This window comes from Citrobacter sp. GW821-FHT02E08 (genome assembly GCF_059421685.1).
Genome location: NZ_JBWKVL010000010.1, coordinates 143,987 through 168,538, shown reverse-complemented (window position 1 = coordinate 168,538; position 24,552 = coordinate 143,987). Strand labels below are relative to the sequence as shown.

30 protein-coding genes are annotated in these 24,552 nt (G+C 52.1%); 28 read left to right on the top strand and 2 right to left on the bottom strand.

Features of this window, described 5'->3' with window-relative positions:
* Positions 1 to 110 precede the first annotated feature (110 nt).
* From AC07UY_RS14485 to AC07UY_RS14470, 4 genes are all read left to right on the top strand, one after another.
* On the top strand, positions 111 to 2,423 hold the full coding sequence (locus AC07UY_RS14485; protein WP_494701368.1) for an autotransporter outer membrane beta-barrel domain-containing protein: 2,313 nt from the start codon (positions 111 to 113) through the stop codon (positions 2,421 to 2,423).
* A 106-nt stretch (positions 2,424 to 2,529) separates the two neighbouring features.
* Positions 2,530 to 3,123, top strand: coding sequence for a hypothetical protein (locus AC07UY_RS14480; RefSeq protein WP_494701369.1), 594 nt, complete (start codon positions 2,530 to 2,532; stop codon positions 3,121 to 3,123).
* Between the two features lie 192 nt (positions 3,124 to 3,315).
* A complete protein-coding gene (locus tag AC07UY_RS14475) occupies positions 3,316 to 4,014 on the top strand; it encodes a PFL_4669 family integrating conjugative element protein (protein WP_494701370.1) in 699 nt (232 codons plus the stop codon).
* A complete protein-coding gene (locus AC07UY_RS14470) occupies positions 4,004 to 4,498 on the top strand; it encodes a DUF3158 family protein (RefSeq protein ID WP_494701371.1) in 495 nt (164 codons plus the stop codon). The genes AC07UY_RS14475 and AC07UY_RS14470 overlap by 11 nt, the downstream gene beginning before the upstream one ends.
* Before the next feature lie 48 nt (positions 4,499 to 4,546).
* Here AC07UY_RS14470 and AC07UY_RS14465 read toward each other — a convergent pair whose 3' ends face one another.
* The gene (locus AC07UY_RS14465; protein WP_494724433.1) at positions 4,547 to 4,822 is read right to left on the bottom strand and encodes a hypothetical protein; all 276 of its coding nucleotides are present in this window, start codon (positions 4,820 to 4,822) and stop codon (positions 4,547 to 4,549) included.
* Positions 4,823 to 5,062: 240 nt separating this feature from the next.
* Here AC07UY_RS14465 and AC07UY_RS14460 point away from each other — a divergent pair, with 240 nt between their 5' ends.
* The 24 genes from AC07UY_RS14460 to AC07UY_RS14345 all read left to right on the top strand — a co-directional run bounded on the left by AC07UY_RS14460 (position 5,063) and on the right by AC07UY_RS14345 (position 23,071).
* Entirely contained in the window at positions 5,063 to 5,479 is a 417-nt protein-coding gene (locus AC07UY_RS14460; protein ID WP_001003406.1) for an STY4534 family ICE replication protein, read from the top strand.
* Between the two features lie 130 nt (positions 5,480 to 5,609).
* The gene (locus tag AC07UY_RS14455) at positions 5,610 to 5,903 is read left to right on the top strand and encodes a YciI family protein (protein ID WP_494701373.1); all 294 of its coding nucleotides are present in this window, start codon (positions 5,610 to 5,612) and stop codon (positions 5,901 to 5,903) included.
* 233 nt (positions 5,904 to 6,136) lie between these two features.
* Positions 6,137 to 6,604 carry a PFGI-1 class ICE element type IV pilus protein PilL2 gene (pilL2, locus tag AC07UY_RS14450; RefSeq protein WP_494701374.1) on the top strand — a complete coding sequence of 156 codons (468 nt, stop codon included), beginning with the start codon at positions 6,137 to 6,139 and terminating at the stop codon, positions 6,602 to 6,604.
* The gene (locus AC07UY_RS14445; RefSeq protein ID WP_494701375.1) at positions 6,597 to 7,205 is read left to right on the top strand and encodes a hypothetical protein; all 609 of its coding nucleotides are present in this window, start codon (positions 6,597 to 6,599) and stop codon (positions 7,203 to 7,205) included. The genes pilL2 and AC07UY_RS14445 overlap by 8 nt, the downstream gene beginning before the upstream one ends.
* A gap of 5 nt (positions 7,206 to 7,210) precedes the next feature.
* Positions 7,211 to 7,861 carry a TIGR03759 family integrating conjugative element protein gene (locus tag AC07UY_RS14440; protein ID WP_079799864.1) on the top strand — a complete coding sequence of 217 codons (651 nt, stop codon included), beginning with the start codon at positions 7,211 to 7,213 and terminating at the stop codon, positions 7,859 to 7,861.
* Positions 7,837 to 8,370, top strand: a complete 534-nt coding sequence (locus AC07UY_RS14435) for a lysozyme family protein (protein ID WP_494701376.1) — start codon at positions 7,837 to 7,839, stop codon at positions 8,368 to 8,370. The genes AC07UY_RS14440 and AC07UY_RS14435 overlap by 25 nt, the downstream gene beginning before the upstream one ends.
* Positions 8,367 to 8,774, top strand: coding sequence for an integrating conjugative element protein (locus AC07UY_RS14430; protein ID WP_494701377.1), 408 nt, complete (start codon positions 8,367 to 8,369; stop codon positions 8,772 to 8,774). The genes AC07UY_RS14435 and AC07UY_RS14430 overlap by 4 nt, the downstream gene beginning before the upstream one ends.
* A complete protein-coding gene (gene traD, locus AC07UY_RS14425; protein WP_494701378.1) occupies positions 8,771 to 10,804 on the top strand; it encodes a type IV conjugative transfer system coupling protein TraD in 2,034 nt (677 codons plus the stop codon). The genes AC07UY_RS14430 and traD overlap by 4 nt, the downstream gene beginning before the upstream one ends.
* Entirely contained in the window at positions 10,767 to 11,033 is a 267-nt protein-coding gene (locus tag AC07UY_RS14420; RefSeq protein WP_494701379.1) for a hypothetical protein, read from the top strand. Before traD ends, AC07UY_RS14420 begins: the two co-directional genes overlap by 38 nt.
* The gene (locus tag AC07UY_RS14415; RefSeq protein ID WP_494701380.1) at positions 11,033 to 11,716 is read left to right on the top strand and encodes a TIGR03747 family integrating conjugative element membrane protein; all 684 of its coding nucleotides are present in this window, start codon (positions 11,033 to 11,035) and stop codon (positions 11,714 to 11,716) included. The genes AC07UY_RS14420 and AC07UY_RS14415 overlap by 1 nt, the downstream gene beginning before the upstream one ends.
* A gap of 37 nt (positions 11,717 to 11,753) precedes the next feature.
* Positions 11,754 to 12,641 (top strand): hypothetical protein, encoded by an 888-nt coding sequence (locus tag AC07UY_RS14410; protein ID WP_494701381.1) that lies wholly within the window; start codon positions 11,754 to 11,756, stop codon positions 12,639 to 12,641.
* A gap of 30 nt (positions 12,642 to 12,671) precedes the next feature.
* Complete coding sequence (locus tag AC07UY_RS14405) at positions 12,672 to 13,625, top strand: SIR2 family protein (protein WP_494701382.1); 954 nt, start codon at positions 12,672 to 12,674, stop codon at positions 13,623 to 13,625.
* A gap of 87 nt (positions 13,626 to 13,712) precedes the next feature.
* Positions 13,713 to 14,027 carry an integrative conjugative element protein, RAQPRD family gene (locus AC07UY_RS14400; protein WP_494701383.1) on the top strand — a complete coding sequence of 105 codons (315 nt, stop codon included), beginning with the start codon at positions 13,713 to 13,715 and terminating at the stop codon, positions 14,025 to 14,027.
* Positions 14,024 to 14,257 carry a TIGR03758 family integrating conjugative element protein gene (locus AC07UY_RS14395; protein ID WP_032650028.1) on the top strand — a complete coding sequence of 78 codons (234 nt, stop codon included), beginning with the start codon at positions 14,024 to 14,026 and terminating at the stop codon, positions 14,255 to 14,257. Before AC07UY_RS14400 ends, AC07UY_RS14395 begins: the two co-directional genes overlap by 4 nt.
* Before the next feature lie 18 nt (positions 14,258 to 14,275).
* On the top strand, positions 14,276 to 14,602 hold the full coding sequence (locus AC07UY_RS14390) for a TIGR03745 family integrating conjugative element membrane protein (protein WP_032650030.1): 327 nt from the start codon (positions 14,276 to 14,278) through the stop codon (positions 14,600 to 14,602).
* A 3-nt stretch (positions 14,603 to 14,605) separates the two neighbouring features.
* Positions 14,606 to 14,959 carry a TIGR03750 family conjugal transfer protein gene (locus AC07UY_RS14385; RefSeq protein ID WP_494701384.1) on the top strand — a complete coding sequence of 118 codons (354 nt, stop codon included), beginning with the start codon at positions 14,606 to 14,608 and terminating at the stop codon, positions 14,957 to 14,959.
* Complete coding sequence (locus AC07UY_RS14380; RefSeq protein ID WP_494701385.1) at positions 14,956 to 15,582, top strand: PFL_4703 family integrating conjugative element protein; 627 nt, start codon at positions 14,956 to 14,958, stop codon at positions 15,580 to 15,582. Before AC07UY_RS14385 ends, AC07UY_RS14380 begins: the two co-directional genes overlap by 4 nt.
* Positions 15,579 to 16,361, top strand: coding sequence for a TIGR03749 family integrating conjugative element protein (locus AC07UY_RS14375; protein ID WP_494701386.1), 783 nt, complete (start codon positions 15,579 to 15,581; stop codon positions 16,359 to 16,361). The genes AC07UY_RS14380 and AC07UY_RS14375 overlap by 4 nt, the downstream gene beginning before the upstream one ends.
* Positions 16,358 to 17,695, top strand: coding sequence for a TIGR03752 family integrating conjugative element protein (locus AC07UY_RS14370; RefSeq protein WP_494701387.1), 1,338 nt, complete (start codon positions 16,358 to 16,360; stop codon positions 17,693 to 17,695). The genes AC07UY_RS14375 and AC07UY_RS14370 overlap by 4 nt, the downstream gene beginning before the upstream one ends.
* Positions 17,695 to 18,081, top strand: a complete 387-nt coding sequence (locus AC07UY_RS14365) for a TIGR03751 family conjugal transfer lipoprotein (RefSeq protein WP_494701388.1) — start codon at positions 17,695 to 17,697, stop codon at positions 18,079 to 18,081. Before AC07UY_RS14370 ends, AC07UY_RS14365 begins: the two co-directional genes overlap by 1 nt.
* Complete coding sequence (locus tag AC07UY_RS14360) at positions 18,081 to 20,735, top strand: conjugative transfer ATPase (protein WP_494701442.1); 2,655 nt, start codon at positions 18,081 to 18,083, stop codon at positions 20,733 to 20,735. The genes AC07UY_RS14365 and AC07UY_RS14360 overlap by 1 nt, the downstream gene beginning before the upstream one ends.
* 350 nt (positions 20,736 to 21,085) lie before the next feature.
* Complete coding sequence (locus tag AC07UY_RS14355; RefSeq protein ID WP_494701389.1) at positions 21,086 to 21,910, top strand: ParA family protein; 825 nt, start codon at positions 21,086 to 21,088, stop codon at positions 21,908 to 21,910.
* Positions 21,910 to 22,374 carry a hypothetical protein gene (locus tag AC07UY_RS14350; protein WP_494701390.1) on the top strand — a complete coding sequence of 155 codons (465 nt, stop codon included), beginning with the start codon at positions 21,910 to 21,912 and terminating at the stop codon, positions 22,372 to 22,374. Before AC07UY_RS14355 ends, AC07UY_RS14350 begins: the two co-directional genes overlap by 1 nt.
* Position 22,375: 1 nt before the next feature.
* Positions 22,376 to 23,071 carry a DUF5677 domain-containing protein gene (locus tag AC07UY_RS14345; RefSeq protein WP_494701391.1) on the top strand — a complete coding sequence of 232 codons (696 nt, stop codon included), beginning with the start codon at positions 22,376 to 22,378 and terminating at the stop codon, positions 23,069 to 23,071.
* 139 nt (positions 23,072 to 23,210) lie between these two features.
* On the opposite strand, the gene AC07UY_RS14340 is transcribed toward AC07UY_RS14345, so the two are convergent.
* Positions 23,211 to 24,506: a hypothetical protein gene (locus tag AC07UY_RS14340; protein ID WP_494701392.1), complete on the bottom strand. Its 1,296-nt coding sequence runs from the start codon at positions 24,504 to 24,506 to the stop codon at positions 23,211 to 23,213.
* Positions 24,507 to 24,552 lie beyond the last annotated feature (46 nt).

Below are 24,552 nucleotides of genomic sequence, written 5' to 3'. Positions count from 1 at the left end.
TCAACGTCCCACTGCATTCAGCTAAAACTTCCCCGGTCCATATACAAAACAACCTGTTCGCTCCTCCGGGATTTCCCCAGACTCCAGCACAATCGCTACCGGGAGGTCCAATGAAACTCACCCCTTACCTGATAACACTGACGCTGCTGTTTATCTCTTTATCTGCCACAGCGGATTACCACACCCAGATTAACGCCGGAAATACTGTTTCTGGCGATGTCGTTGATGGCTCAAAGGGTAACCAGCATGTCTATGGCACGCTGACTGACTCCACCATCACTGGCCCCTACGCTTATAGCTACGTTGGCAATGGCGGACAAACCAATCACATCACGGTTACCGATCACGGTGAGCTGTTTCTGGAACCGGGCGGCAGCGCTTATGGCACACAGGTAACCGCCGATGGTGATCTACAGGTGAACGGTTATGCTGAAAATACCTATGTGGATAGTGGTGGACAGGTTTACGTTAACGCGGGAAACAATGGCGTCGAAGACCCAGACCAAGGCGGCCAGATTGTTAATACCACCGTCGGCGCTGGCGGCCTGGTCGTTAATCGATATGGCATCGACACAAATACGGTCGTTGGAGCTGGCGGCGAACTGGATACCGGTTGGAATTACGCTTATGAAACCCGCAACACAGCGATTTCCCAAAATGCCGTTATACAAAACGGCGGCATTCAGCAGGTCAGCAACGGCGGCACAAGTGAAGGTAGCCAGATCAAAGATGGCGGCACATTAATCGTCACCGGCACATGGCACTACAATATTGTCACCGACAGCCAGCCTTCAGCCTGGTATCGCGGCACCGCTAATGACACAGTGGTTTACGGCGTGATGCAAAATCAGGGCGGACTCGATGAAAACACCACAGTTCAGTCCGGTGGGCAATACACACTGAGCGGTTATGGCCTCTCCCACCAGCTCACCGTAGCACAGGGCGGCAGCGCCCAAATCAATGATGGTGTCCTGGATAGCTTCTGGCTCTATGGGCTGATGAACATCAGCAGCCAGGCAACGCTGACAGGTACTGGCACAGTGAGTAGCAGCGGCGAACTGGTACTTAACGAGGGCGCAAAAACCTCCGACCTGACCTTAGCGCTGGATGGCGTACTCTCCCTGCAAAACAGCAGCGATGGTGGTCCGCATAATTATCAGATTGCAGGTCTGGAGATGGATGGGAGTACGGTACTGTTTGACCCGACTTCCTTCGCCACATTGAATATGGAAACGCTCTCTGGCAACGGCAATTTCTGGATGAATACCAATATCGCCGCACAGCAGGGCGACATGATTAATGTCTCCGGGGAAGCCAATGGCGATTTTGGGATCTGGATAAACGACACTGGCGAATCTCCCACTGATCCGCAGTCGCTACAGGTCGTGCAGACCGGCGGCGGCGATGCGCAGTTTACGCTATTGAACCCAAACCAGCAGGTCGATATCGGCACCTGGGAATATGGCCTCACCCCCGACGGTCAGGGCAACTGGTCATTGACGCCGCAGGCAACCCCCACACCATCGACTGAAGCCGTACTGGCGATGGCAAACGTCACACCCACCATTTTTCAGGCCGAAGCCAGTACGTTGCAAACCCGTCTGGACGTCACTCGCTCCCGTCCGCATCAGGGAGAGCTATGGATGCAGGTGCTGAGTAATCGCTTTGACGTTAACCGCACAGGTAATGCAGCATATCGCCAGCGGCTCGGAGGATTGATGATGGGCTTTGACAAAAGTCTTCCTCGTCAGACTGGCCTATTTACACTCGGTATTGCTGGCGGCTACAGCCGTTCCGATCTTGATCTCGCCAACAACAGCGACGGTTCAGTAGACAGCTACAGCGCCGCATTATACGCCAGCTATTATGATCAAAGCCGTTTCTGGCTGGACGGGATGCTGAAAGGCAATCTGTTTAACCAGCACCTTAATGCCCGCATGAGTTCCGGCGGCCATGCTGACGGCAGTTACACCATCCCCGGTATGGGTGGCAGCCTGGTTGCCGGGTATGACGCCAGATTCGCCAGGACCACCCTTTCTCCCTTTATTGGTTTCACTGGCTTCATCTCCCAAAGCGATGATTATAGGATGTCGAACGGAATGCAGGCGCATCCTGGAACGGCTAAATCCGCACTGGGACAAGTCGGGTTCCGGCTGAGCCAGAATATTACTACTCGCAGTGGTATGCAGTTCATTCAGTGGCTGAAGGTCGCACTGGAGCAGGAGTTTGTGCATAACAACCCGGTCAGGGTTAATGATGATAATTTCAATAACGATATCGCCGGAACACGAGGAAGCTACCAGGCTGGCATCAGCACCACTCTCACGCCGCACACGCATATTTACGCCAGTATCAATTACGAGAAAGGTGATGGGATGGAATCGCCGTGGACTGGAAACATTGGCTTTAATTATAGTTTCTAATATGGCATTTCATGTTTATATCTATTCCCATATACCCATTGCTTTTACAATAAAATGAGAACACCATTCATTATCTTAACAATAGAGATGAAGTGAGAAGACAGCCATGTCATTGCTAGAATCATTTGGGAAAGTATTAATTATATTGCTTGAAGCATTTTTAGGGAAACGTAAAGGTCAGGAGGAAGCACATAACAATTTCTTAAATGAATATACAAAAGCAAACTGCAACCATCGCTTGGTAGAATATTGGTTTTGTCAGTTCACAGGATGGCGTTACGCAAAGTACCGGGATATTGGTTTTATCATGACCTCATCCGACCCATCTAAAATATTGTATATGGCTAAAGGCATTAATTACATTGCCCGTACAGTGGAGTTTATTGATAGTGGAGAATGTAAACTATCCGATAGATATAAAGAGACGAAAAAGCATACATTCCTCTTTTTGTTCATATCATTCCTGATCATGTTCTTCATATTAATTGCCTGGATGATATCCTCTGTAATGTCTCTGATAATGCATCATCATGATGTCACATTAATGGCTATAAATATTTCATCGATAATAGCAGGTGCGATTTTTATCATGTGCTTTGCATTCTTTATTCATGCAATAACAATGGAGTTTTTTGCGTTTGAAAAGGCTGAGCATTTTGTAAAATCTTACAATGCAGAAAGAACATCATCAGGTCATTAATGCCTGTTTCTATATTACTGCTACTGTCATCGCCACCTATTAATGTCCGCCAACCAATAGGCAAAAGGGTGATGCCAGTAGCATCAAAATTTCCAGAAAACAATCTTCCCACCTGTGTTTCCGTTTTCCCATTGCTCACAACCCCTCACGCCATCACTCTGCGCTGACACCCACCCGCAACAGGAAACACATATGTCGGACTACACCTTCAACATGGGTCCCCTGCGTAGTGCGATCCATATTCAGCTTCATACTCACAACGCCACCCGGCTGTGGACCGGGCGACGGGCGACCGAGAACGGCCCTGCGCCAATCATTGGAATGCCGCGCTTTATCGAAATCCTTAATCAGATGCGTATTGCCGCAGAACATAACGATCCTTACGCCGATCTGTGGATGCTGCGTATGGAAGAAAAACTGGTGCAGTCGCGTAAGTTGATGCAAGTGATGCTGGATCAGGCAAAAGCCATGTTCAGCGAATTGCCGGAAGGCATCGATATCGAAAACTGCTTCAATGTTCAGCCTGCCCGCTTTCCGCTGTTTATCAACGCCCCGCTGGCCTATCAGGGTGTTTATCTGCTGACCGACTTCGACCAGCTCGCACGCCAGCTTCTGCTGGCCTCGCATATCGCCGTCATCTCCCGCAGGGAAATGCACAACCGGTTGAATAACGGCGCAACGGTTATTCGCAGCGCCTTCAGTCTGGCACAGAAATATCACGGCTCCGGACTGACCCGTCAGGATTTTATCGACGATACACCGCAAGCCAGAGCCGCCATTGAACGTTTAGGCCCGCTGCCGGAAGCGATTCTGAGCGGCAAGCTGCGCTCATCGTTTTCATCATCGTTGCCTGGCAAGACCGAAAACACCGGAGTCACTGATGATGAATAACCCCATAACCGGCTATCAGTCACTGGCTGATGAAGACTATAAAATGCTGGCTTATGTCTCCTCGCTAAAAGGCCTTTTAAAGCCTTTTAAGAGTAAGGGGGAGCTGGAACTGCTGGAGAGCAACGCGCGAAGCGTGCGTGAGATGATGGAGCCATTGATGCAGCGCCTGATTCAAAGCGCCAGACGCTACCCCGTGCGCCAGCTTCCGCTGATATTCACCATCGGCCCGGCCCCCTCCGGCGCGAACTTCCTGCGCTGGCGCAACCAGCAGAACAACAAATCCGGCACCCCGGCATTCTGCAATCTGATTGGCGATCCCAAAATCCCGCAACGTGCCAGAGATGCCTTACTGGAAATCGAGCGGGACCGCATCGTATTCAATATGCAGATGTCGGTACTGACCTTCATTATCCGCCAGGCGCGGGAGTGTCAGGATAAGATGGAACAGGCGGAGAAACTGTATCGGGGGCAACAAAATAGCTGACGCAGGACATGAGTTGCAGCGCGACACCAGGCGGCTGCGCGATTACCCTCACACCATACCTGACTGCGCGGCTTGTTTTGCCTGTTCGCGCTCGTGACGCTCCCGTCGCGCAAAACACCCTTTACGCCCCCGTTCAGCCTCATTCCGGGCGGATAGCCAGACGACAGCCGTCTCGCTATCCGCCCGGACCTCCTGCATTTTTCCGGCGCCCACCGGATAACAACGGGATCCGTTTGTGCGCAAGCGCCAGTTATTGCGATTTACACTGCTGACAGAAATCGCGCGTAACCCTACGCGGGCAGTGACCCCTTCAGCCCGCTGCACCTTAACAGCCTCCGTGCGGAACACGATATTTAAGGTGCAGCAACAGAATATCGCCTCGCAATTTCCCTTCCTCCACGTTTAAATCCCCTTGCTTATCCGGTAGCCGGAACCTGCACGCTACCCGCCGTCTGGCGTGGTTCCAAATCCTTTTAATTGCGCAGCATCACCCTGGCGCATCCCTTTCACCCGATGCACTCTGCATATCACTAAGCGCCGCGTTCAACCACGCGGGAGGATGCTATGAACGAGAAAACTTACTTCAATCTGTACACCAGCGGTCTGGGTTACGTTAACCGTGTCCGCACCGTCACCCCAAAACGCGGCGAACCCTTTTTATGCTGTGACATTGCCGCATTAAGCGGGGCTGCCGATGACGTGGACTATGTCCGTTTTGACTGCAAAGTCACCGGCAGCGAAGCGCGTAAGCTGATTGCCCGCTGCGAGCAGGCGGTCAATGAAAAGCGCAAGGTACTGATCCACTTCCGGTTGGGCGACTTATACGTCGATATGTTCACCTACAGCAAAGGCGAGCGTAAAGGCGAAACAGGCGTCAGCCTGAAAGCCCGGCTGCTCTATATTGGTCTTGTCAAAATTGACGGTGAAGTCGTCTGGCAGGCCGGAAATCAGGAAACAGAGGCAGAAGCTGATGCAGCCTGAATCTTTATCGTGACGCCCACTCTGGGCGTCTTTTTAATCCCCCCATCAGAGCGGGAAAGCATCCCATGACTTAATGTTCATTTCCTGTGGTGGTAGTCTTTTAAGACTTTCTTTCTATAAGGACTTTAAAATGAGCGTGATTTATGTAGTTGTTTTAACTTATATAAAACCACTAGAAGAGGTTGACTCTAAGATCCCCGAGCATGTTGAATGGCTCAAAAAAGGTTACGCAGATGGTGTGTTTCTTGCGTCCGGAAGGAGAATTCCCCGAAATGGCGGTGTCATCCTCGCAAAATGCGACACTATTGAATCGCTGGAAGAGCGCCTTAGTCAGGATCCATTTAACAAATTGAACATTGCTAAAACTGAAATTATTCCTTTTGATGCCACGATGAAATCGCCACTTCTGGAAAATATTTTCTGACTTTATACCGGCTCAATAGCCATATTGGGCCGTCCATAATAAACATGCCTCTCAGCTCAAAACGTCCACAATTTCTATTTCCATGACCGGCAAGAAATTTAATCTGCCACGGGGTGGTCAGGTTAAGAATGCAGACCAAGCGTTTTTATTCATAACCAAAAAACAATTTCGCGTTGTTTGCCCTTTCATCATTACGCACCCTCTGGCTATTCCTCACCAGATTCAGAGAGACAATGGCGCGAACAACGGGATGGGTTATCACACTGCTGATGCTGGGCGGCTGCACCGCGCCGCAACAGCCCATTGCGCCTGCACCAAAACCCGCAACACCACCACCCGCACCTGAAGCGGTGCGCTATGACCGCTATCTGCTGATTAATACCCGCCCCGACGAAGCCCAGCGCAACCCGCTGCACCAAATCGTCAATATCAATCTGCCGTTGAACCTGAAGCTCACCGTTGGCGACGCCTTTGCCTGGCTGCTGAAGCAGAGCGGCTACAGCCTGTGCGCCGATGACCATCCGACGCAGTTTCTGGCTGGGAAACCGCTGCCGCTTTCACAATACCGACTCGGCCCGATGCGACTGGAAGAGGCGCTGAAAACGCTGGCCGGGCCCGGCTGGCTGATGCAGACCGATGTACTGAACCGCGAAGTCTGTTTTCACCTGAACACGCCGGGAACGGGAGACTATCATGCTTAAACGTCTGGCCTACCTGACTACCGGCGCTGCTCTCCTGCTGCTGGCGGCGGCGGTGTTATGGTGTTTCAACCGCCTGAACACCCTGGCGCTGACGCAGCAACAAACACAACGCCAGATAACACAGTGGCTCGACCAGCCGCAGCCGGACAGCGATTATCACGAGCTGAAGGTTGCCGTAAAAAACATCACCGATCGCACGGAAGCCCTTGCCAGACAGCTTAACGATGCCGCCAGCGTGCAAGCCGAACGACTTAACCCCATCAACGAACAGCTCAAAGAACTGAAGGGACAAATCCAGACCCTAAGCGTCAGTTATCAACACCTGCAACAACAGACCGCCACGCGCAGCCGCGCAAAGGCAAAAAGCCCCATCCCATCTCCGCTTTGGGCCGCAAAGGCCCCTTTTTCTCTTATTGGCAGCGAGTTTCGCGCCGGACGGCAGTTCGCCGTCATCGCGCCATCCGGTTATCACTCGCTCTCACAGCTTCAGCTTGTGGCCTCCGGCGACAGCGTGCAGGGCTGGCAACTGCTGCAACTGGACGGCGACCGCGCAACCTTCCGTAAAGGTGGGCAGCGGCTGACGCTGAACGCCGGAGAGTAAAACCAATGCGCAGATACCTGTTGCTGTGCCTTCTGCTATTGCCGCTGTTTGCCAGCCCGCAGCAAACCCGTATTGAAGAACAAGCCATCACCCACACGCAGGCACAACAGTGGGGATTAACTGACAGTGAATGGCAGCGCTACCAGCAACTGCGTCAGGGCGAGCGCGGCATCTGGTCGCCGGGACTCGATCCCCTCACCTCCCTTGGCGTGGAAGCCAACAGCGACGCCGAACGCCAGCGCTATGCCGAGCTGCTGGCCCGTAAAGAGCATCAACGGGTGGAGAAAGAGCTGGCGTTCCAGCGTGCCTACGACCAGGCATGGAAGCGGCTTTACCCGACGCTGACGCCTATCCGCAACGTCGTCCAGCCACGTCTGGCGCTGTTCGTCAGCGAAAAATGCCCAGCCTGCGAGACGCTGGCGCAGAAGCTCATCAACGACGACCGCCCGCTGGACATCTGGCTGGTCAACAGTCGTAACGACGATGCCAGCCTGCAACGCTGGGCGCAGCGCCAGCATATTGATATGCGCAAGGTCGAACGCGGGCAGATCACCCTTAATCACGATAACGGGCGCTGGCAACGCCTCAGTGGAGGAAAGTTACCGTTATTGCTGGAACAACAGGGGGAGCAATGGCGTCCCGTCTCTACACCCTGATAGTCGGCCTGCTTATCAGCGCTCACGTCTGCGCCGTGCCGCCGCTGTATGCGCAAATCGCCCGCCAGCAGCAGGTTCCGGCTGAACTGCTCTACGCGGTGGCCCGCGCGGAAAGCGGCACCCGACTCACGCAGGGGCTGCATCCGTGGCCGTGGACGCTGAATATTGCCGGAACCGGCTACCGTTACCCCAGCCGTTCTTCAGCCTGCCGGGCATTGCTGGCCTTCGCCCGTACCCGCAGCCTGAAGCGTATCGACGCCGGGCTGGGACAGATTAATCTCGGCTGGAACGGTCAGTGGTTTCCCTCGCTGTGCGCCAGCTTCGATCCAGAGGACAATCTCACCGTTACCGCTCTGCTGCTGCGCCAGCACTACGACGCCTCCCCCGGAAGCTGGCTGGACGCCGCCGCCCGCTACCACCACCCAGCCGGAGGCAAGCACGCCGCCATCTACCGCCACAAAATCAGCCAGCAAATCCGGCTGATCTCCGCATCAGGGACGTCACCATGAAACACCTTATTCCAGCCATGCTGCTGTTTACTGTCGCCGCGATTGCCGGGTCTGTCGTTCCCATGCAGGCGCTGGATGAGGCCCGGTTACTGCCAGTCATCACCCACAATCTGCATCCTGGTCAGCAACCTCGTCTGGCACTCAACCTGCCGGGAATGACGCCGCTGTTTTTAATCGGCGACGATCCACAGTCTACAGAATGGCTGCGCCAGCACCGGGCCGCATTAAAAACCCTGCACGCCACTGGGCTGGTCGTGAACGTCGTTACGCTGGCGCGGTTAAATGCCCTGCGGGCCATCGCACCAGCGTTAACGCTGGTGCCCGTCAGCGCCGACGCTATGGCAAAACACCTGCCCATCAGCGCCTATCCGGTGCTGATCACCGACAAGGGACTGGAACAGTGAGGCTCGATTTTATACTGCGCCCGGCGGTGGAGCTTTACAGCGCCAGCGCGGCCCTGCTGGCGGCAGTATGGTGCGTTATCGCACCGCAGACGTTTCTGCTTACTCCCCTTTCAGGCTGGCTATTGGCGCTGGCATTGCTTGCACTATCTGCCCTGCGTCTAAAACAGGGAGTGCGCACCCTGCGCTTTCGCCGCCGCGTACGTCATCTGCCGCTCTGGACGCTCTCTGCCAGCCGTATCCCGCAGTTATCCGACTCGCTGTTTCTCGGGCGTGGCTTTCGCTGGCTGCCCACGCATACCCAGCGGCTGTATCTGTGTCGCCTGCCGCAATGTGAACACTGGTTGCGCACGGACCGTCCTTCTGCCAGCGGCGGCGATCCGCTGCTGCACGGCGTGGAGCTGCGCGAAGGCCACGTCACGCTGCCGCTACGCGACAGACCGGGACATACGCTGGTACTCGGTACCACCCGCGTCGGCAAAACCCGGCTGGCGGAACTGCTGATTGCCCAGGATATTCGCCGTGGTGATACGGTGATTGTTTTTGATCCCAAGGGTGACGCAGACCTGCTGCGCCGCGTGTGGGCGGAGGCGCACCGCGCCGGGCGGGAAAGCGTCTTCTGGCTGTTCCATCTCGGCTGGCCGGAAATTTCCGCGCGCTACAACGCAGTCGGACGCTTTGGCCGTATCTCGGAGGTTGCCAGCCGCATCGCCGGACAGCTCTCCACCGAGGGCAACTCCGCCGCCTTCCGCGAGTTCGCGTGGCGCTTCGTCAACATCATCACCCGCGCCCTGGTGGCACTGGGCCAGCGCCCAGATTATGCCCGCATCGCCCGCCACGTTATCAATATCGACGAACTGTTTATCGACTACGCCCGCGTCTTCCTGCCCGGTCACGACCGTCAGGCATGGGATAACGTGGTACGGATTGCCGGTGGCATCACCGAGAAAAACACGCCGCGTAACCTTCAGGGACGGGACAGCTACGTCGTCGCACTGGAGCAGTATCTTTCCACCACCCGGCTGCATGACCCGATCCTCGATGGCCTGCGTTCCGCCGTCCGCTACGACAAAACTTATTTCGATAAGATCGTCGCCTCGCTGCTGCCACTGCTGGAAAAACTCACCACCGGGAAAATCGCTCAACTGCTGGCCCCGGACTACGGCGACCTTAACGACCCGCGTCCGGTGTTCGACTGGCAGCAGGCCATTCGCCAGCGGGCGATTGTCTATGTCGGGCTGGATGCGCTTTCCGATGCCGAGATTGCCGCCGCCGTCGGCAACTCGATGTTTGCCGATCTGGTCAGCGTCGCCGGACATATCTACAAGCACGGCGTGATGGACGGCCTGCCGCAGGCGGAAGAGAAAGCGGCCATCAACCTGCACTGTGATGAGTTTAGCGAACTGATGGGTGATGAATTTATTCCGCTGATCAACAAAGGCGGCGGCGCGGGCGTACAGGTCACGGCCTACACCCAGACACTCTCTGATATCGAGGCCCGCATCGGCGATCGCGCCAAAACGAGCCAGGTGGTCGGCAACTTCAACAGTCTGATCATGATGCGGGTGCGTGAGACCGCCACCGCCGAACTGCTGACCAGACAACTGCCGCAGGTAGACGTGCTCAGCAACAGTGTCAGTTCCGGAGTCACCGACAGCGCCGACGCTCAGGGCAATATCGGTTTTTCCAGCAACACCCAGGATCGGGTGAGTAGCGTACAGGTGCCGTTACTGGAACCAGCCTCGCTGGTCCAGCTCCCCAAAGGTCAGGCATTTGCTCTGCTGGAAGGCGGCCAGCTCTGGAAATTACGTATCCCGTTACCGGACGCAGCACACGATCCGCTGATGCCGGAGAACATCGCGCAAATCGCACGTTATATGGAAAAACAGTACGCCAGCGCTCCCGTCTGGTGGAACCGCCCGGAGACAGTTGTAACGGCGAAAAACGACCCTATTTTATGGCTGAACGACAGCGAAACCACGGAGAAACTGACCGATGACACCCCGGACACATCGCCATCTCGTAAGCGTTGAAGTTATATGGCCCGCGCAAACCTTGCCACTTCCCCTGCAACAGGCGGTAGATGCGTTGACGCAGGGAGAAACGCCCGACCAGATTATCGCTCGCATGAATTTGCAGGGCTTTCAGGCATGGCGCGAAGCTACATCACCGCAGGATGAACACGATATTTTTCAGGTACGACTGGATGATGCTCACGAGGCGCGATTCCTCTGCCGCTACGTCATGCTGCCGCTGCACTGATGCCCGACCATGCGCCACCAGGACCTGCACGTCGCCCCGGACTGCTCGGCTGGATAGCATTACTTCCCGGCGTGCTGGCTGGCTTTTGCCTCGGCGCATGGATGCTGGCAATAGCGCTGGAGTGGCTGGGCGATGCGTTTTTCTGGCGGAATACCTGCGCCAGCCACAGTGAACAGGTATTGCAGGCAACATGGCAGTGGTGGCAGAGTTCCGCTGGCGCACCGGTGTGGTTAGTAGAAGGTCTGACACTTGTCAGGGGTAAGTTGCAGCAAGGGAGCGCAGCGCTAATTGCCTCGCTCAACGAGCAAAGCGGGTTGTTCTGGACGGAAACCGTCACTATGGTGATCCGCTGTACGTTACTGTCTACGGGTAATGTTACCCTCACCTTTCTGCTACGGCTGGCGATTCTGTTGCAGGCGCTGCCGCTGTTTGCGCTCATCATTACCACTGGTCTTATCGACGGGCTGGTAAGACGCGACTTACGGCGATTTGGCGCAGGCCACGAGTCCGGATTTGTTTATCACCACGCCAGGCGTATGATTTCATCCAGCTTGATAGCGACGGGACTGGTGTGGTTAGCGGTACCAATTTTCCTTGAGCCGGAGTATGTGCTGATACCAGGAGCTTTGGGAATTGGGCTGGCGTTATCAGCGACTCTAGGGGCGTTTAAAAAGCATTTATAACTTTACGTATAATATGCAATACAAATTAGAGGTAAAAATGAACAATCTTGATCCAAACAATATTGACCGACTACAAGCATTAATTAGCCTTAAAAGAAGATGCTTATATTGGGAGGAAATGTCTAAATATCATACCATTGGTACTTTTTTTTCTGATTTTAGCGATGAAATCGACTTACCATTGTTATTCATTATGAATGATGAGCTTACTAATTCAAATCACAGGATTGGCATAACCGAACTCATAAACAGCTGCGTAAAAAATAATAAATACTACCACTACTTAGAATTGAAACATGGTGATAACAGCACAGCATTAATTGAGAAAGATTTAAATGACATATACGTCTGGCAAGCTGACAAATTAATTCATATGCTCCTAACAAGATTTTTTATAAATATTTTCTCCGTATTTGAATACTGGACATGCAAAGCATATGATGCAATAAAGAACAAACATGCAAGCAAGAATACAAAACTAAAAAAACTAGAAGAACGACTTTTGAGATATGTAGAATTAACGCAAACTGGAAACACAGATGCTCTTAACGAGTTAAAGATGGAAATTTTCACAAAGACAAATTCCTATGTATCATCAAGAGAAAAAATTGATTTCATTCTATCCAAAATAACTTATACGGGCCTTTCAGATAAAACCCAAAGAAGTAAAGCTACAGAACTTGTTCACTTCTTATTTTCACTTAGAAACACAATCCACAACATAGGTATAAATAAATCCGGCAATGATTATTCAATTGAAATCAACAACACAAAGGTTGAGTTAGAAAACAATTGTGGACCCAAGTTTTATAATTATGCAAAGTTCATAGACTCGCTACACTTGCTAATAGATTTATACTGTGATTTATTTATGTATCTTGGTGATGAATGTCCGGAGTTTCACCAGATTGTGAACGAGTTTTAATTTAAAATCTCTTTATAAAAAGGAAGTTAGATGAACGACTATTCACTGCTTATTGGTAACGGCATCAATAATCTCTCCCACGGGTACTCTTGGAATGATGTACTAGAGAGTCTCAATGATAAATTTTCGATAAATGTTAATACACAAAACAAACCTTTTCCTCTAGCATATGAAGAAATTTACTTTAACCTTCTCAAAGGTAACGGTAAAAACAATACAGAAAGTAGAGTTAAAGAATTTATTGCTGAAAAGATTGCAAAAATAAAACCTAATGCTATTCATCAGGCAATCACCAACCTCGAGTGCCAGAATATAATGACAACAAATTACGATCTTGCATTTGAGGATTCCATAATTCAGAAAACAGGGTCAACGCAGCTTCGCAATGCAGGAATCATCAAGGAGCAGCGCTACAACGTATTCAGGCATCATATATTAGGTAGCAAAAAAATCTGGCATATCCACGGTGACATTACTGTCCCTAACTCAATCACTCTTGGTTATGAGCACTACAGTGGCCACCTACAAGGTATGAGGAACTATACAATCACCGGGAGCCATTATAAGAAGGAAGATTATGACCAAAAGCCATTAACCAGCAGACTCAAGAAAAAAACCATCACAACGGAATACAGCTGGATAGATAATTTTTTCCTCAGAGATATCTATATCATCGGGTTAACTTTGGATTTTATGGAAATAGATCTTTGGTGGTTGTTAACATCCAGAGAAAGAAATAGATTTCTAAAAAAATCAGAAATAAGCATAAATAATAACATCACTTATTACTTACCTTCCTGTTTTCTCGACTCATCTCAATGCCCAGAGGAAAATATCAAACGCCTCCTTGTCAAGGTAGAACTCCTCGAAAGCGTTGGCGTACATATCAATTCGAATTTTGGTAGTGATTTCACACAATCCAAAGTGAAGGAGGAAGCATTTTACCTATCAGTGATAGCGGATATTCATAGCAGACATCCATAAAAATTTTAGTCACGCAATAATCAATTCCCCCTTTCTGCCAACCAGCAAAATTTGCATCCTGAAAAGCAACTGTTTCAGGATGCAGATATGAATAGATTTTTTATTTCGTTCTTTATTATATTATCAGGTATATGTTCTGCCCTTGCTTCCCCCCTCACCGAGCGCGAAGAGCTAACCCTGTCCCTCAACCAGCTTAACCAAATCGAAGCCTCGCTCCACCGCGCCCAGCAAAGCGCCAGAACCAGCATCAACGAGCGTTACTACTTCGACTATCCGCGCATCCGCGGCGATATCACAACTCTGCGTAGCGGGATTGAACATTACCTCACCCCTGCCCGCGCTCAGCCGCGAGATACAGCGACGCTGTTCGGACAATATCGTGAGGAAAAAGCCACGCCATGACCCCTGAACAAATCAGCGCTTTCCAGGCTGCCAGTCTGGTGAAGCCCGATGCTGTCAGCCTGGTGACGCTCGGCCTGTTCAGCGCCTTCCTGCTGCTGTGGGTGGTCTGGGTGCTGAATGATGCCTACCGGGGTGTGGCAACCGCACGGGTAAGTTGGCGAATGCTGGGCAGCATCGGCGGGCGAACAATTTTACTGCTGCTGGTCAGCTTCTGGCTGGTACTGAGTTAGCGGATTTCAGGAGGCAAAATGAAAAAACGCATCTTCAGATGGCTGCCGTGGTTCCCGGCTCTGCCTGCATATGCCGATCTGCCAGAGATGGAAGATCCTTCACGCGGTCAGGGCGACGGCATCATGGAGACGTTGCAGAACTACGGCTATGACATCGTGATCCTGATGACGCTGGGCATATGTGCCGTGGGCTTTCTGGTGGTCGCCAACAACTGCATCGCCACCTACTCCGAAATTCAGGGCGGGCGTAAGCAGTGGAAAGATTTGGGTGCAATGGCGGGCGTCGGTGCGGTTCTGCTGGTGATCACCATCTGGTTGCTCAACCAGGCCTCGGACATCCTGTAAGCCATGAGCACTATCCCCTTTCTCCCGGAACGGTTAAACCGCGAGCCTGCGGTGTTTCGCGGCCTGACGGTCAGCGAGCTGCTGATAGCGCTGCTTGTCGGGCTGACTACCGGCGCAATCACTGGAACCATTCCGGCAATACTGTCGCGAAACTGGAGCCTTATCCCCGGCAGCGCCCTGCCCGGCGCTACGCTGGCGATCCTCTGCGGCGGGCGCTGGCTGGCACGACTAAAACGCGGACGCCCGGAGAGCTGGTTGTACCGGGCGCTGGAGCTGAAACTAGCCCGCTTTGGTATCGGCGCTCAGCGTTTTGTCCTGCACGATGGCGTCTGGGCTATTCGCCGGAGCCGACGATGAGCGCCTTTAAGCACGCGCTGGCGGCGCGGGATGCGCATATCCGCACCCTGCATATTGCGCTGATCGCGTTATTCCTGCTGGCATCAGGTATGGGATTCGGCTGGTACAGCGCCCCGCACCAGCTCACCGTTTATTTGCCGCCGGATCTCCGCGCCGCCAGCCAGCGTCCGTGGTGGGAAGTGCCGCCTGCCACGGTGTACGCCTTCGCGTTTTCCGTGTTTCAGCAGATTAACCGCTGGCCGACCAACGGCGAGGCCGATTATCCCCGCAACCTCAGTGCGCTACGGGCCTATCTTACCCCCGGCTGCTACAGCCAGATTGACCGCGAATTTCACCAGCGCCTGCAAAACGGCGAGCTACGCGACCGGGTGCGCGGGGTGTATGAAATCCCCGGTCGGGGATTCAGCGATAATCAGGTGCAGATCCTCGACCGCGATAACTGGATTGTGACGCTGGATCTGACCGTCGATGAGTATTTCCACTCTGAACCCGTTAAGCGGGCGATGGTCCGTTATCCCATCAAAGTACTGCGCTACAACATCGATCAGCAGAAAAATCCGTGGGGGCTGGCGCTAGATTGCTTCTCCTCGCCACCGCAGAAGCTGGAGGCGGCTAAACCATGAATGTCCGCCCACTGCTAATCCTGCTGGTTGCCCTGCCCCTGCACGCCGTCGAACTGGTGAAATGGGAGCGCATCCCGCTGCCGGTGGCGCTGAACACCGGGCAGGAACGGATCATCTTTGTGGATCGCAATGTCCGGGTGGGTTATCCCGCCGCGCTGGAAGGCAAGCTGCGCATTCAGAGCAGCAACGGCACGCTGTACCTGCTTGCCAGCCAGCCGTTTGCCGCTACCCGACTGCAACTTCAGGACACAGAGAACGGTGAGCTGATTTTGCTGGACGTCTCCGCCAGCAAGGGCGAGCACATCAGGGAACCGATACGCATTGTCCGCGAAGAGAAGAAAACGCCTGATGCGAAGCCCGATGCAGTTCCAGAACCCTCCACGCCGCTTCCGGTCGCGCTTACCCGCTATGCCGCGCAGATGTTATATGCCCCGCTACGCACCGTGGAGCCTTTGCCGGGCGTTCAGCCCGAAGGCGTGCGGCTGGCAAAAACCATCACCACTTTGCTACCCGCGCTCCCCGTCAGCGCCATACCGATCGGCGGCTGGCGGCTGGATCCTTATCATCTGGCGGCGATCCGGCTTCAGAATAAGAGCACCACCCGGCTGGAACTCGATCCGCGCCAGCTTCAGGGGCGGTTTTACGCCGCCTCCTTCCAGCATCGCTGGCTGGGGCCTGCGGGCAGCGCCGAAGACACTACCGTGCTCTATCTCATCACCCACAATCATCGTCCTGAACAGGCGATTCTGCCAGAGCCAGCGCCGGAGAAGAAAAAATGAAGCTTCAGGCCAATATCCTGCTGCGGGTTCTGACGCCGCTCATCCTGCTGGCGGGCAGCGTCCTGCTGTTTCATGCCTGTCAGGATCGCAAAACCACACCGTCAACATCCTCTGCACCTGCAACGCCCCTCAGCCACGACGAGCTGAAAGCGCTGGGGATTGAAGGCGACACGCCCGCCGATACCGTCGCCACGCTGGTCGGCCAGATGAAACTCTGGCGCAAGGAGCTGGAAACGGTAAAGGCCAGCAACGCCGCACTGGTGCAGGAAAATCAGCGCCTGCGTGAGCGCGAGCAGAATACCGATAGCCGCATCAACGAGGCCATAAACCGCCAGCAAACCAGCACCTCACAGCAGCAAAACGAATTGCTCAACTCGCTACAAACGCAGATCCAGCAGCTTAAGGGCAACAGAACAACGGACGACTCGCTGGCCGGGCTGGGCATTGAGGAACCGGAAGCAGCCTCCGGCGAACCGCTGCGCTGGATAGCCCCCGCCGATGCTCTGCCAACCGATAAAAATGGTCGTCCACTGCAACCTGCTCTGGCCTTTCCTTCCTCCATGCAGAACACTGCACCGCAACCAGAAACACCACCGCCCGCCGCCGTCAAACCGGTCTATACCCTGCCGCAGAACAGCACCTTAATCGGCTCGGTGGCGATGACCGCGCTGCTGGGACGCATTCCGCTTAACGGCAGCGTCACCGACCCCTATCCGTTCAAGGTACTGATTGGCCGCGATAACCTCACCGCCAACGGCATCGAATTGCCCGATATTGAAGGCGCGGTGATCTCCGGCAGCGCCACCGGCGACTGGACCCTCTCCTGCGTGCGCGGCAGCTTAACGTCAATCACCTTTGTCTTTCGCGACGGTACAGTGCGCACGCTACCCGCCGAAGGCGACAAAACCGGAAATGGCACCGAAGGCAATATCGGCTGGCTGTCCGATCCTCACGGCCTGCCCTGCATCCCCGGCGAACGCAAATCCAACGCCGCTGAATATATCGGCTCACAGTTCCTGCTGGCCGGATCGTCCGCCGCCGCGCAAGCGCTGGCGAACAACCAGACCACTTCCACCGTGGAAGACGGCTCCGTCACCACCGCGCTGACGGGCGACAGCGGGCAGTACGTGCTCGGACAGGCGCTGGGCGGTGGACTGAAGGAAAGCGCCGACTGGTTTAAACAACGCTACGGCCAGATGTTCGACGCCATTTATGTGCCGCCCGGCCAGGCCGTTGCCATCCATATCACCCGCCAGTTAGCCATCGACTACGAGCCTGACGGACGGCGGGTGAACTACCGCAAGTCGGGTGATCGCACTGGAGACCTGGACTGATGCGTATCCTGATTTTGCTGTTATCGCTACTGTTAACCGCCTGTAGCACCGACCAGAAAACGCTGCTGCCGGTAAATGAAAACACCACCATGTTGAATATCTGGGGCCGACAGAATAACGATGCGCAGGCGCTGTACGACGCACGTTCGGTGTTGCGTCGCCCACTTGATGACGCCACGATGACCGCGCAGCAGCAGGCCGCACACAGCGACAGCAATGCCACGCAAGCGCTGTTCCGGCGGCTACCGAATCCGGATCTGGAGATGTATATCTTTCCCCATCTGGCAGGCAGCGAAGGCGTCCCGGTGCCGGGCTACACCACCGTCTTCCCCTTCTATAACCGGGTGCAGTACGCCCTGCCCGGCGAGCGGACCGATCCGCTGTGATGATGCGTAGCGGCACCCTGACCGAACGGATGGTGGACAGCCTGTACCAGAAAGGCGCGTCGTTCGTCGATTTTCTGCCGTGGGTTGAGTATCAGCCGGAAAGCAAAACATTGCTGCTGGATGACGGGCGCTCGGTCGGCGCGGTGTATGACATCACACCATTCGGTACCGAAGGTCGTTCCCCGGCAAGGCTGGAAGAGTTGCGCGATATCCTGAAGGACGCGATTCAGGACAGCTTCACGGAATACGACCGCCATCCGTGGGTGGTGCAGTTTTACTGCCAGGACGAAGACGACACCGCAAGCTGGCTGGCCGCACTGCATGACTACGCCACACCGGAAGCACGGAACTCTGATTTTACCCGCGCCTGGCTGAACGAGATGGAGCACCATCTGCACGCGGTTTCCCGCCCGGAGGGCTACTTCCAGGACGATGCGGTCAGCCATACCCGCTGGCGTGTTCAGCAACGCCACACCCGGATGGTGATCTACCGCTGGCTACCCGCCAAATCCCGCGATCCGCTGGAAGACTCGCAGGAAGAGGCGCTGAACACCGTTTGCGAACGGGTGATCTCTGCGCTGGCGGGCGCGGGCATTCACGTCCGCAGGCTGGAATGTGAAGCCATTCGCCACTGGCTGCTGCGCTGGTTTAACCCCGCCCCGCAAATAGCCGACTCACCCCGGGAGTTCTGGCAGCAGATGGCGCAGCAGGATGACACGCCGGAGCTGCACGACTTTGCCGAGAGCCTGCTGTGCAGCGAACCTCGCTCGCAGGCCACGCAGGGAACATGGCTGTTCGACCAGCGTCCGCATAAGGTCATTGTGCTGGACAGGCTGCGTAAACCGCCCACCGTCGGCCATATGACCGGAGAGTCGGCACGCGGCGACGGCATTAACGCGCTGTTCGATCTGCTGCCGGAAGGGGTGATTATGGCGCTGACCATCGTTGTCTGGCCGCAGGACCGGCTGGAAGAACACTTAAGCCGCCTCAGCGACCGCGCCATCGGCGAGAACGTCGAATCGGAGTACACCAAAAAAGACTGTCAGGAGGTACGCCACTGGCTGAAGGACGGCCACAAACTCTACCGCAGCGCGCTGGCGTTTTATCTTTCCGCCCCGGATAACGGCGAACTGACCCGACGCGTGCGCAGTCTGAACAGCCTGCTGCTGAATGCGGGTATGGTTCCGGTACAGGAAAATGACGAACTCTCCCCGCTCAGTTCGTGGCTACGCTGGCTACCAATGTGCTTCGACCCGGCGCGGGACAAACGCCAGCTCTACACTCGTTTCAGCTTCGTACAGCATCTCGCCAACCTGCTGCCGCTGTTTGGTCGCGAGAGCGGCACCGGGCATCCGGGCGTCAGCTATTTCAACCGGGGCGGCGGGATGCTGTGCTGGGATCCGCTCAACCGCGAGGATCGCGCCCAGAACGGTCACCTGCTGCTGCTCGGCCCGACCGGCGCAGGTAAATCCGCCACCCTGAACGCCAAAATCGCACAACTGATGGCGCTGCACCGCCCACGCCTGTTTATCGTCGAGGCAGGCAACTCGTTCGGGCTGATGGCCGATTACGCCCGCGAGCATGGCCTGACGGTGAATAAAATCAGCCTGAAGCCCGGCTCCGGCATCACGCTGCCGCTGTTTGCCGACGCATGGAAACTGGCGGAAAGCGATGTACCTTCAGCAGAACCGGATGATGACGCCCCTGAAGACGCCGATAACGAACTGCGCGATCTGCTGGGCGAAATGGAGATCACGGCCCGCCTGATGATCACCGGCGGCGAGCTGAAAGAGGATGCCCGTCTGACTCGCTCCGACCGGGCGCTGATCCGCGAAGCGATTCTCCATGCCGCCCGGCTTACCGCCCTCGAGCAAAGACAGACGCTGACGCAGGATATCCGCGATGCCCTGTTTACGCTGGCACAGGATGCGACGCTACCGGAATCCCGCCGTAACCGGCTGTGGGAGATGGGTGAAGCGATGAATATGTTCTGTTCCGGGTTTGAAGGGGAGCTGTTTAACCGAGAGGGTGAGGCGTGGCCGGAGGCGGATATCACCCTGGTAGATCTGGCGATGTTTGCCCGCGAAGGGTACGAAGCGCAGCTGGCGATCGCCTATATCTCGCTGATTAACCATATCAACAACCTTGGTGAACGCGACCAGCATCTGGCCCGGCCCATCGTTAATATCACCGACGAGGCGCATATCATCACCGTCAACCCGCTACTAGCGCGGTTTCTGACCAAAGGCTCAAAAATGTGGCGCAAGCTGGGGATCTGGCTGTGGCTGGCAACGCAGAACCTGAGTGATTTCCCGGACGATGCGAAAAAGCTGCTCAATATGATCGAGTGGTGGGAATTGCTGGTGATGCCGCCCGAGGAAGTGGAGCAGGTCAGCCGCTTCAAATCTCTGACACCGGAACAGCGCCAGCTCCTGCTCAGCACTACCAAAGCACCGGGGAAATATACCGAAGGTGTGGTGCTTTCACCGCGTGTGGAGGCGCTGTTTCGCGTGGTCTCCCCTTCCCTGTGGCTGGCATTGGGAATGACGGAAAAACACGAGAAGGCAGAGCGAATGCGAATTATGCGGGAGTTTGGGTGCAGTGAGCTGGAGGCGGCGATGAGGGTGGCAGCAAGGTGTTTTGTCATAAGTTGATTTGTACCTGCTCGCTTTAACACTCCAGTTCAATCAAGTTGAGCAGCTAGCTTTGGGACAGCAAGTAACACTGACAGTAAATTTAAGCGCTGTTTATCTCTCCTTTAAATACACAAAACGCCTCAGGAACTGGTTAAAAAAACAGTACCTACCCGAAGTAGTTGTGGCTCACTATCGCATATTCAATTAAAATTCCTCCAGACTTTATTTTGATAACTTCACAAAAAATCATTGAAAAACTGATATATAGCAGCTAATTTAACTGCGATTAAAATCATAAAAGCAAGCACAAAAAACATACAAATCATGTTCGTAGTAGTGTTTAACTAATTGTTAACAGAAGGAATGCGATGAAGACTATATCATTCATAAATATGAAAGGTGGTGTTGGTAAAACAACATCCGTAGTTGAGTTTGCAACTATATTAGTTAAGGACCATGGGAAAAGAGTTTTAATTATAGATATAGATCCTCAAACAAATGCCACGTTTTCATTTATCAAATATGACGTTTGGCAAGATCAAATAGAGGCTAACACTATTGCAGATGTTTTAGGTATGAATAAGCATCTTTCAAGTAGAGACGCCGAATATGATATCAACAATGCAGTAATAAAAAATGTTTCAGAAATTCAAGGATTAGACCTCATATCTTCGCATTTGGGGCTGACGTTTCTAGATTTGGATCTTAGCGCTAAACCGGGCAGAGAATTGATTCTATCTCGTCAGATTTCACGTTTAGAGAGCGAATATGATTATATATTAATTGATTGCCCGCCAAATTTAACTTTGGCACCTCAAAATGCACTGGTTGCATCTGATTACATCATAGTTCCGATAATACCTGATTTTTACTCATTTCTTGGACTACCATTACTTAAGAATCGGGTAGATCGTTTGAAGAGAGACCTAAACATTGATGTTTCATTTTTAGGTTGTTTATTCACACGGGTAGAGAACTCAGTTAATCTTCACAATGAATTCATGCCTAAAATAAGGAAAATATGTACAGATTTTAGTATATATGATTTTAAAACCATTGTGCCTAAAAACATTAAACTAAGCGAGGCAAGCAGTGCAAGTTCTCCAGCAAGGCTAATATTCCCTAATGCCACAGGAGTAACGGCATATAAAACTGTTGTTAATGAAATGCTAAAACAATTGGAGAGTGTTTAATGGATATTAACTTAGCTACGCTAGAAGATGTCTTAAAAAGCATAAGAAAATATGAGAAGCTGGGGTTGGACACATCTTACCTTAAACTTTTTATTAAGAATTATAAGTTCTTCCTTGAGTTAAACAATATAAAGCCTGAATATTCTGATAACCAGAGATTTAAAATCTTAGAAGAAATACTTAACAATAGACAGTTATTTCCAAAAATCTCAGATATTATATATTTCTCCAATTTTAATCTTGGTGTTGAGTTTAAATCACAAAATGCCTCTCGTGAAGTTACAATTAATAGAATTATAAAGAGGGCAGAAAAAGATGAAGCTTTCAAAAATATTCTAAAAGAAAAATTAAGGGATTTAATTTCAACAGGACATTACAAAGAATATAAAATAACCTCCACACATTCTAAATCAGTTAATTATAATGATTTAGAAGAGTGGGCAAAAATGCTTAAGGATATATAGAATGAGCAGAGAAAAAGTAGTAATCAATGCGTACTCTGACTATGATTTATACAAGAAAGATTTTAGTGTCTTTTCTGATTCAACACTGACACATTTAAAAACAATCGACATATTTAATATATATTGGAGCACTCTTATTTTCAAAAATTGGAAGGATGGCGTGAATCATATTGGCATTAATGAACTAGATGAAATATTTGACGAATTGCACCAAGATGTTAACTCATCTTATTATTTGGCATCAATGGGATTATATCGAACAGCTAATATGCATTTGCGTAGTATGATAGAGTTATCATTACAATTACTCTACTTCTACGAACATCCAATTGAGCTAAAAAAATGGAGAACTGGTGACTTTGTAATTAAACACGACAAGTTAAAAGAATATATTAAAGACTACCCGGACTTTAGTCAACAACCGTTGAAAGGAGAAATTGAGACTCTAATAGAACAAATATCAAAAGAATGGAAAAATTATTCAAAACATATTCATGCAGAATCTATTAAGTATTTTCAAACACAAAAACAACCATCACCAGCAAGCAGTTTTAACGCAGCCAACTTTGGAGCCTGGAAGTCTGGATTTACAAAAATAGTGCTTAAGATAAATAAGTTGTTCATGCTATTTTTCTCAGAAAAATACAAGTTATTCCCATCTCAGAACAAAGAACTTTTAGCTATGGTATCAATCTAAAAATCTCCCATGAGTAATCAAGCACGCATAATATGTGGCTAAAAATTAATTTCCATAGCCTTCACTCACAAAATCTTTCACAGAAATCACAAAAGACAAAGGAAAACACCGTAATTCAACAAGAACAGCATCTATATAGCTATCTTTCTGTTAACAACTCCATCGGTGTTTTCCATTTCAGCAACCGCTCAACGGCCCTATGCTCCGACAAAAATTGGCGGGCCAGTTGTAGGCGTTCCATAATCTGTACCTTCTGCTGCTCATTAAGACTCGCCACATCCTTTTCTGCTTCACGAAAAAACTGTTCTATACGCTTATCTTCTGCCCACTGCACTATAATAGCTTCCAGTTCGGCTAAGCTGGCGTTGTATGCCTCTTTTTCCCTTCTGATTCGCTCCTTTTCCCGATATCTCTTCTCATCCAGTTCCCACTGGATCCGCCGGGCTTCAGCTTTGACTCTCGCCTCTTCCAACTGATTCTTAATCAGCGGAACAGCATCACGCATCGCAGAAATAATCTTCGGGATCTGGCTTACAAGCCCACATTGGTTTGCCTGTCGAAATTGCACCTGCCAGTTTGTTGATGAATATGGCGAGTAAAGCTGTAGCAGAAATCGTCCGGTCGGTAAGGTATGTTTAACGACAAAGCGAAATGGCTTGTCATCCTTCCCCCTCATCCAGTGGATTATCGTTTCATCGCGAATGTATCGGCCATTAACCTCTTTTGCCGGAACATATTCCGTCATTTCAGCCAGGCTAAAGGCAAACAACATATCCCCAACGCAAATGATGCTGGCTGAATAAGGGCGCCATAAACTGTCATAACGTAAACCGCCCTCTTTTGGGTCTTCTTTGATATCTATGCCCTGACAATGAAGCCCTTCATTTCCTTCAGCTAACCTTACCCAATAACCTTGCTTTCCCAGTGTAGCAAAGAACTGACTCAGAAAATCGATAGCACTGTTGAAGCCCGTTTCTGAAACATTCAGATCGAGTAGCTTCTTTTTCGTTGGTTTGTAGTAGCCGTCTTTTGTGACGGAAGAGACGGGAAGGTAAGTTTTGAGATCATCGATCAGTGCATAGCCACTACCCGCTGTCCTTGCTCGCTTTCGCGGTGCTGGCGCTGCTACTTTCGATGATATTTTTGTGGAAGGAGGAATGGACTGGTTAGTTTTTTTGGGGGATTTTTCTACCTTGCCACTCTTCAAATCAGGCAAAGCAGGTACCGCCGGTGCAGTTCCTTTCGCTAGCGCCTTCCAGAATCCGGCGAGCGGTCTCGGTATTCGTAATTCAGCGCATCGTTTTGTTAGTTGTTCTTGGCTGATGTTATAGAGGGAAGTGATTAGCTCAGCAGGCTCGCGCCAGACAAGATGATAAAGTTCTTCCCTGTCGTCAGGTAACGTTTGAGGGGCATTAGTGTGCAGACTTTCTGACATAGCATTCTCCCTTTGCAGGAGACATTATCAGAGAATCTAACAGGCA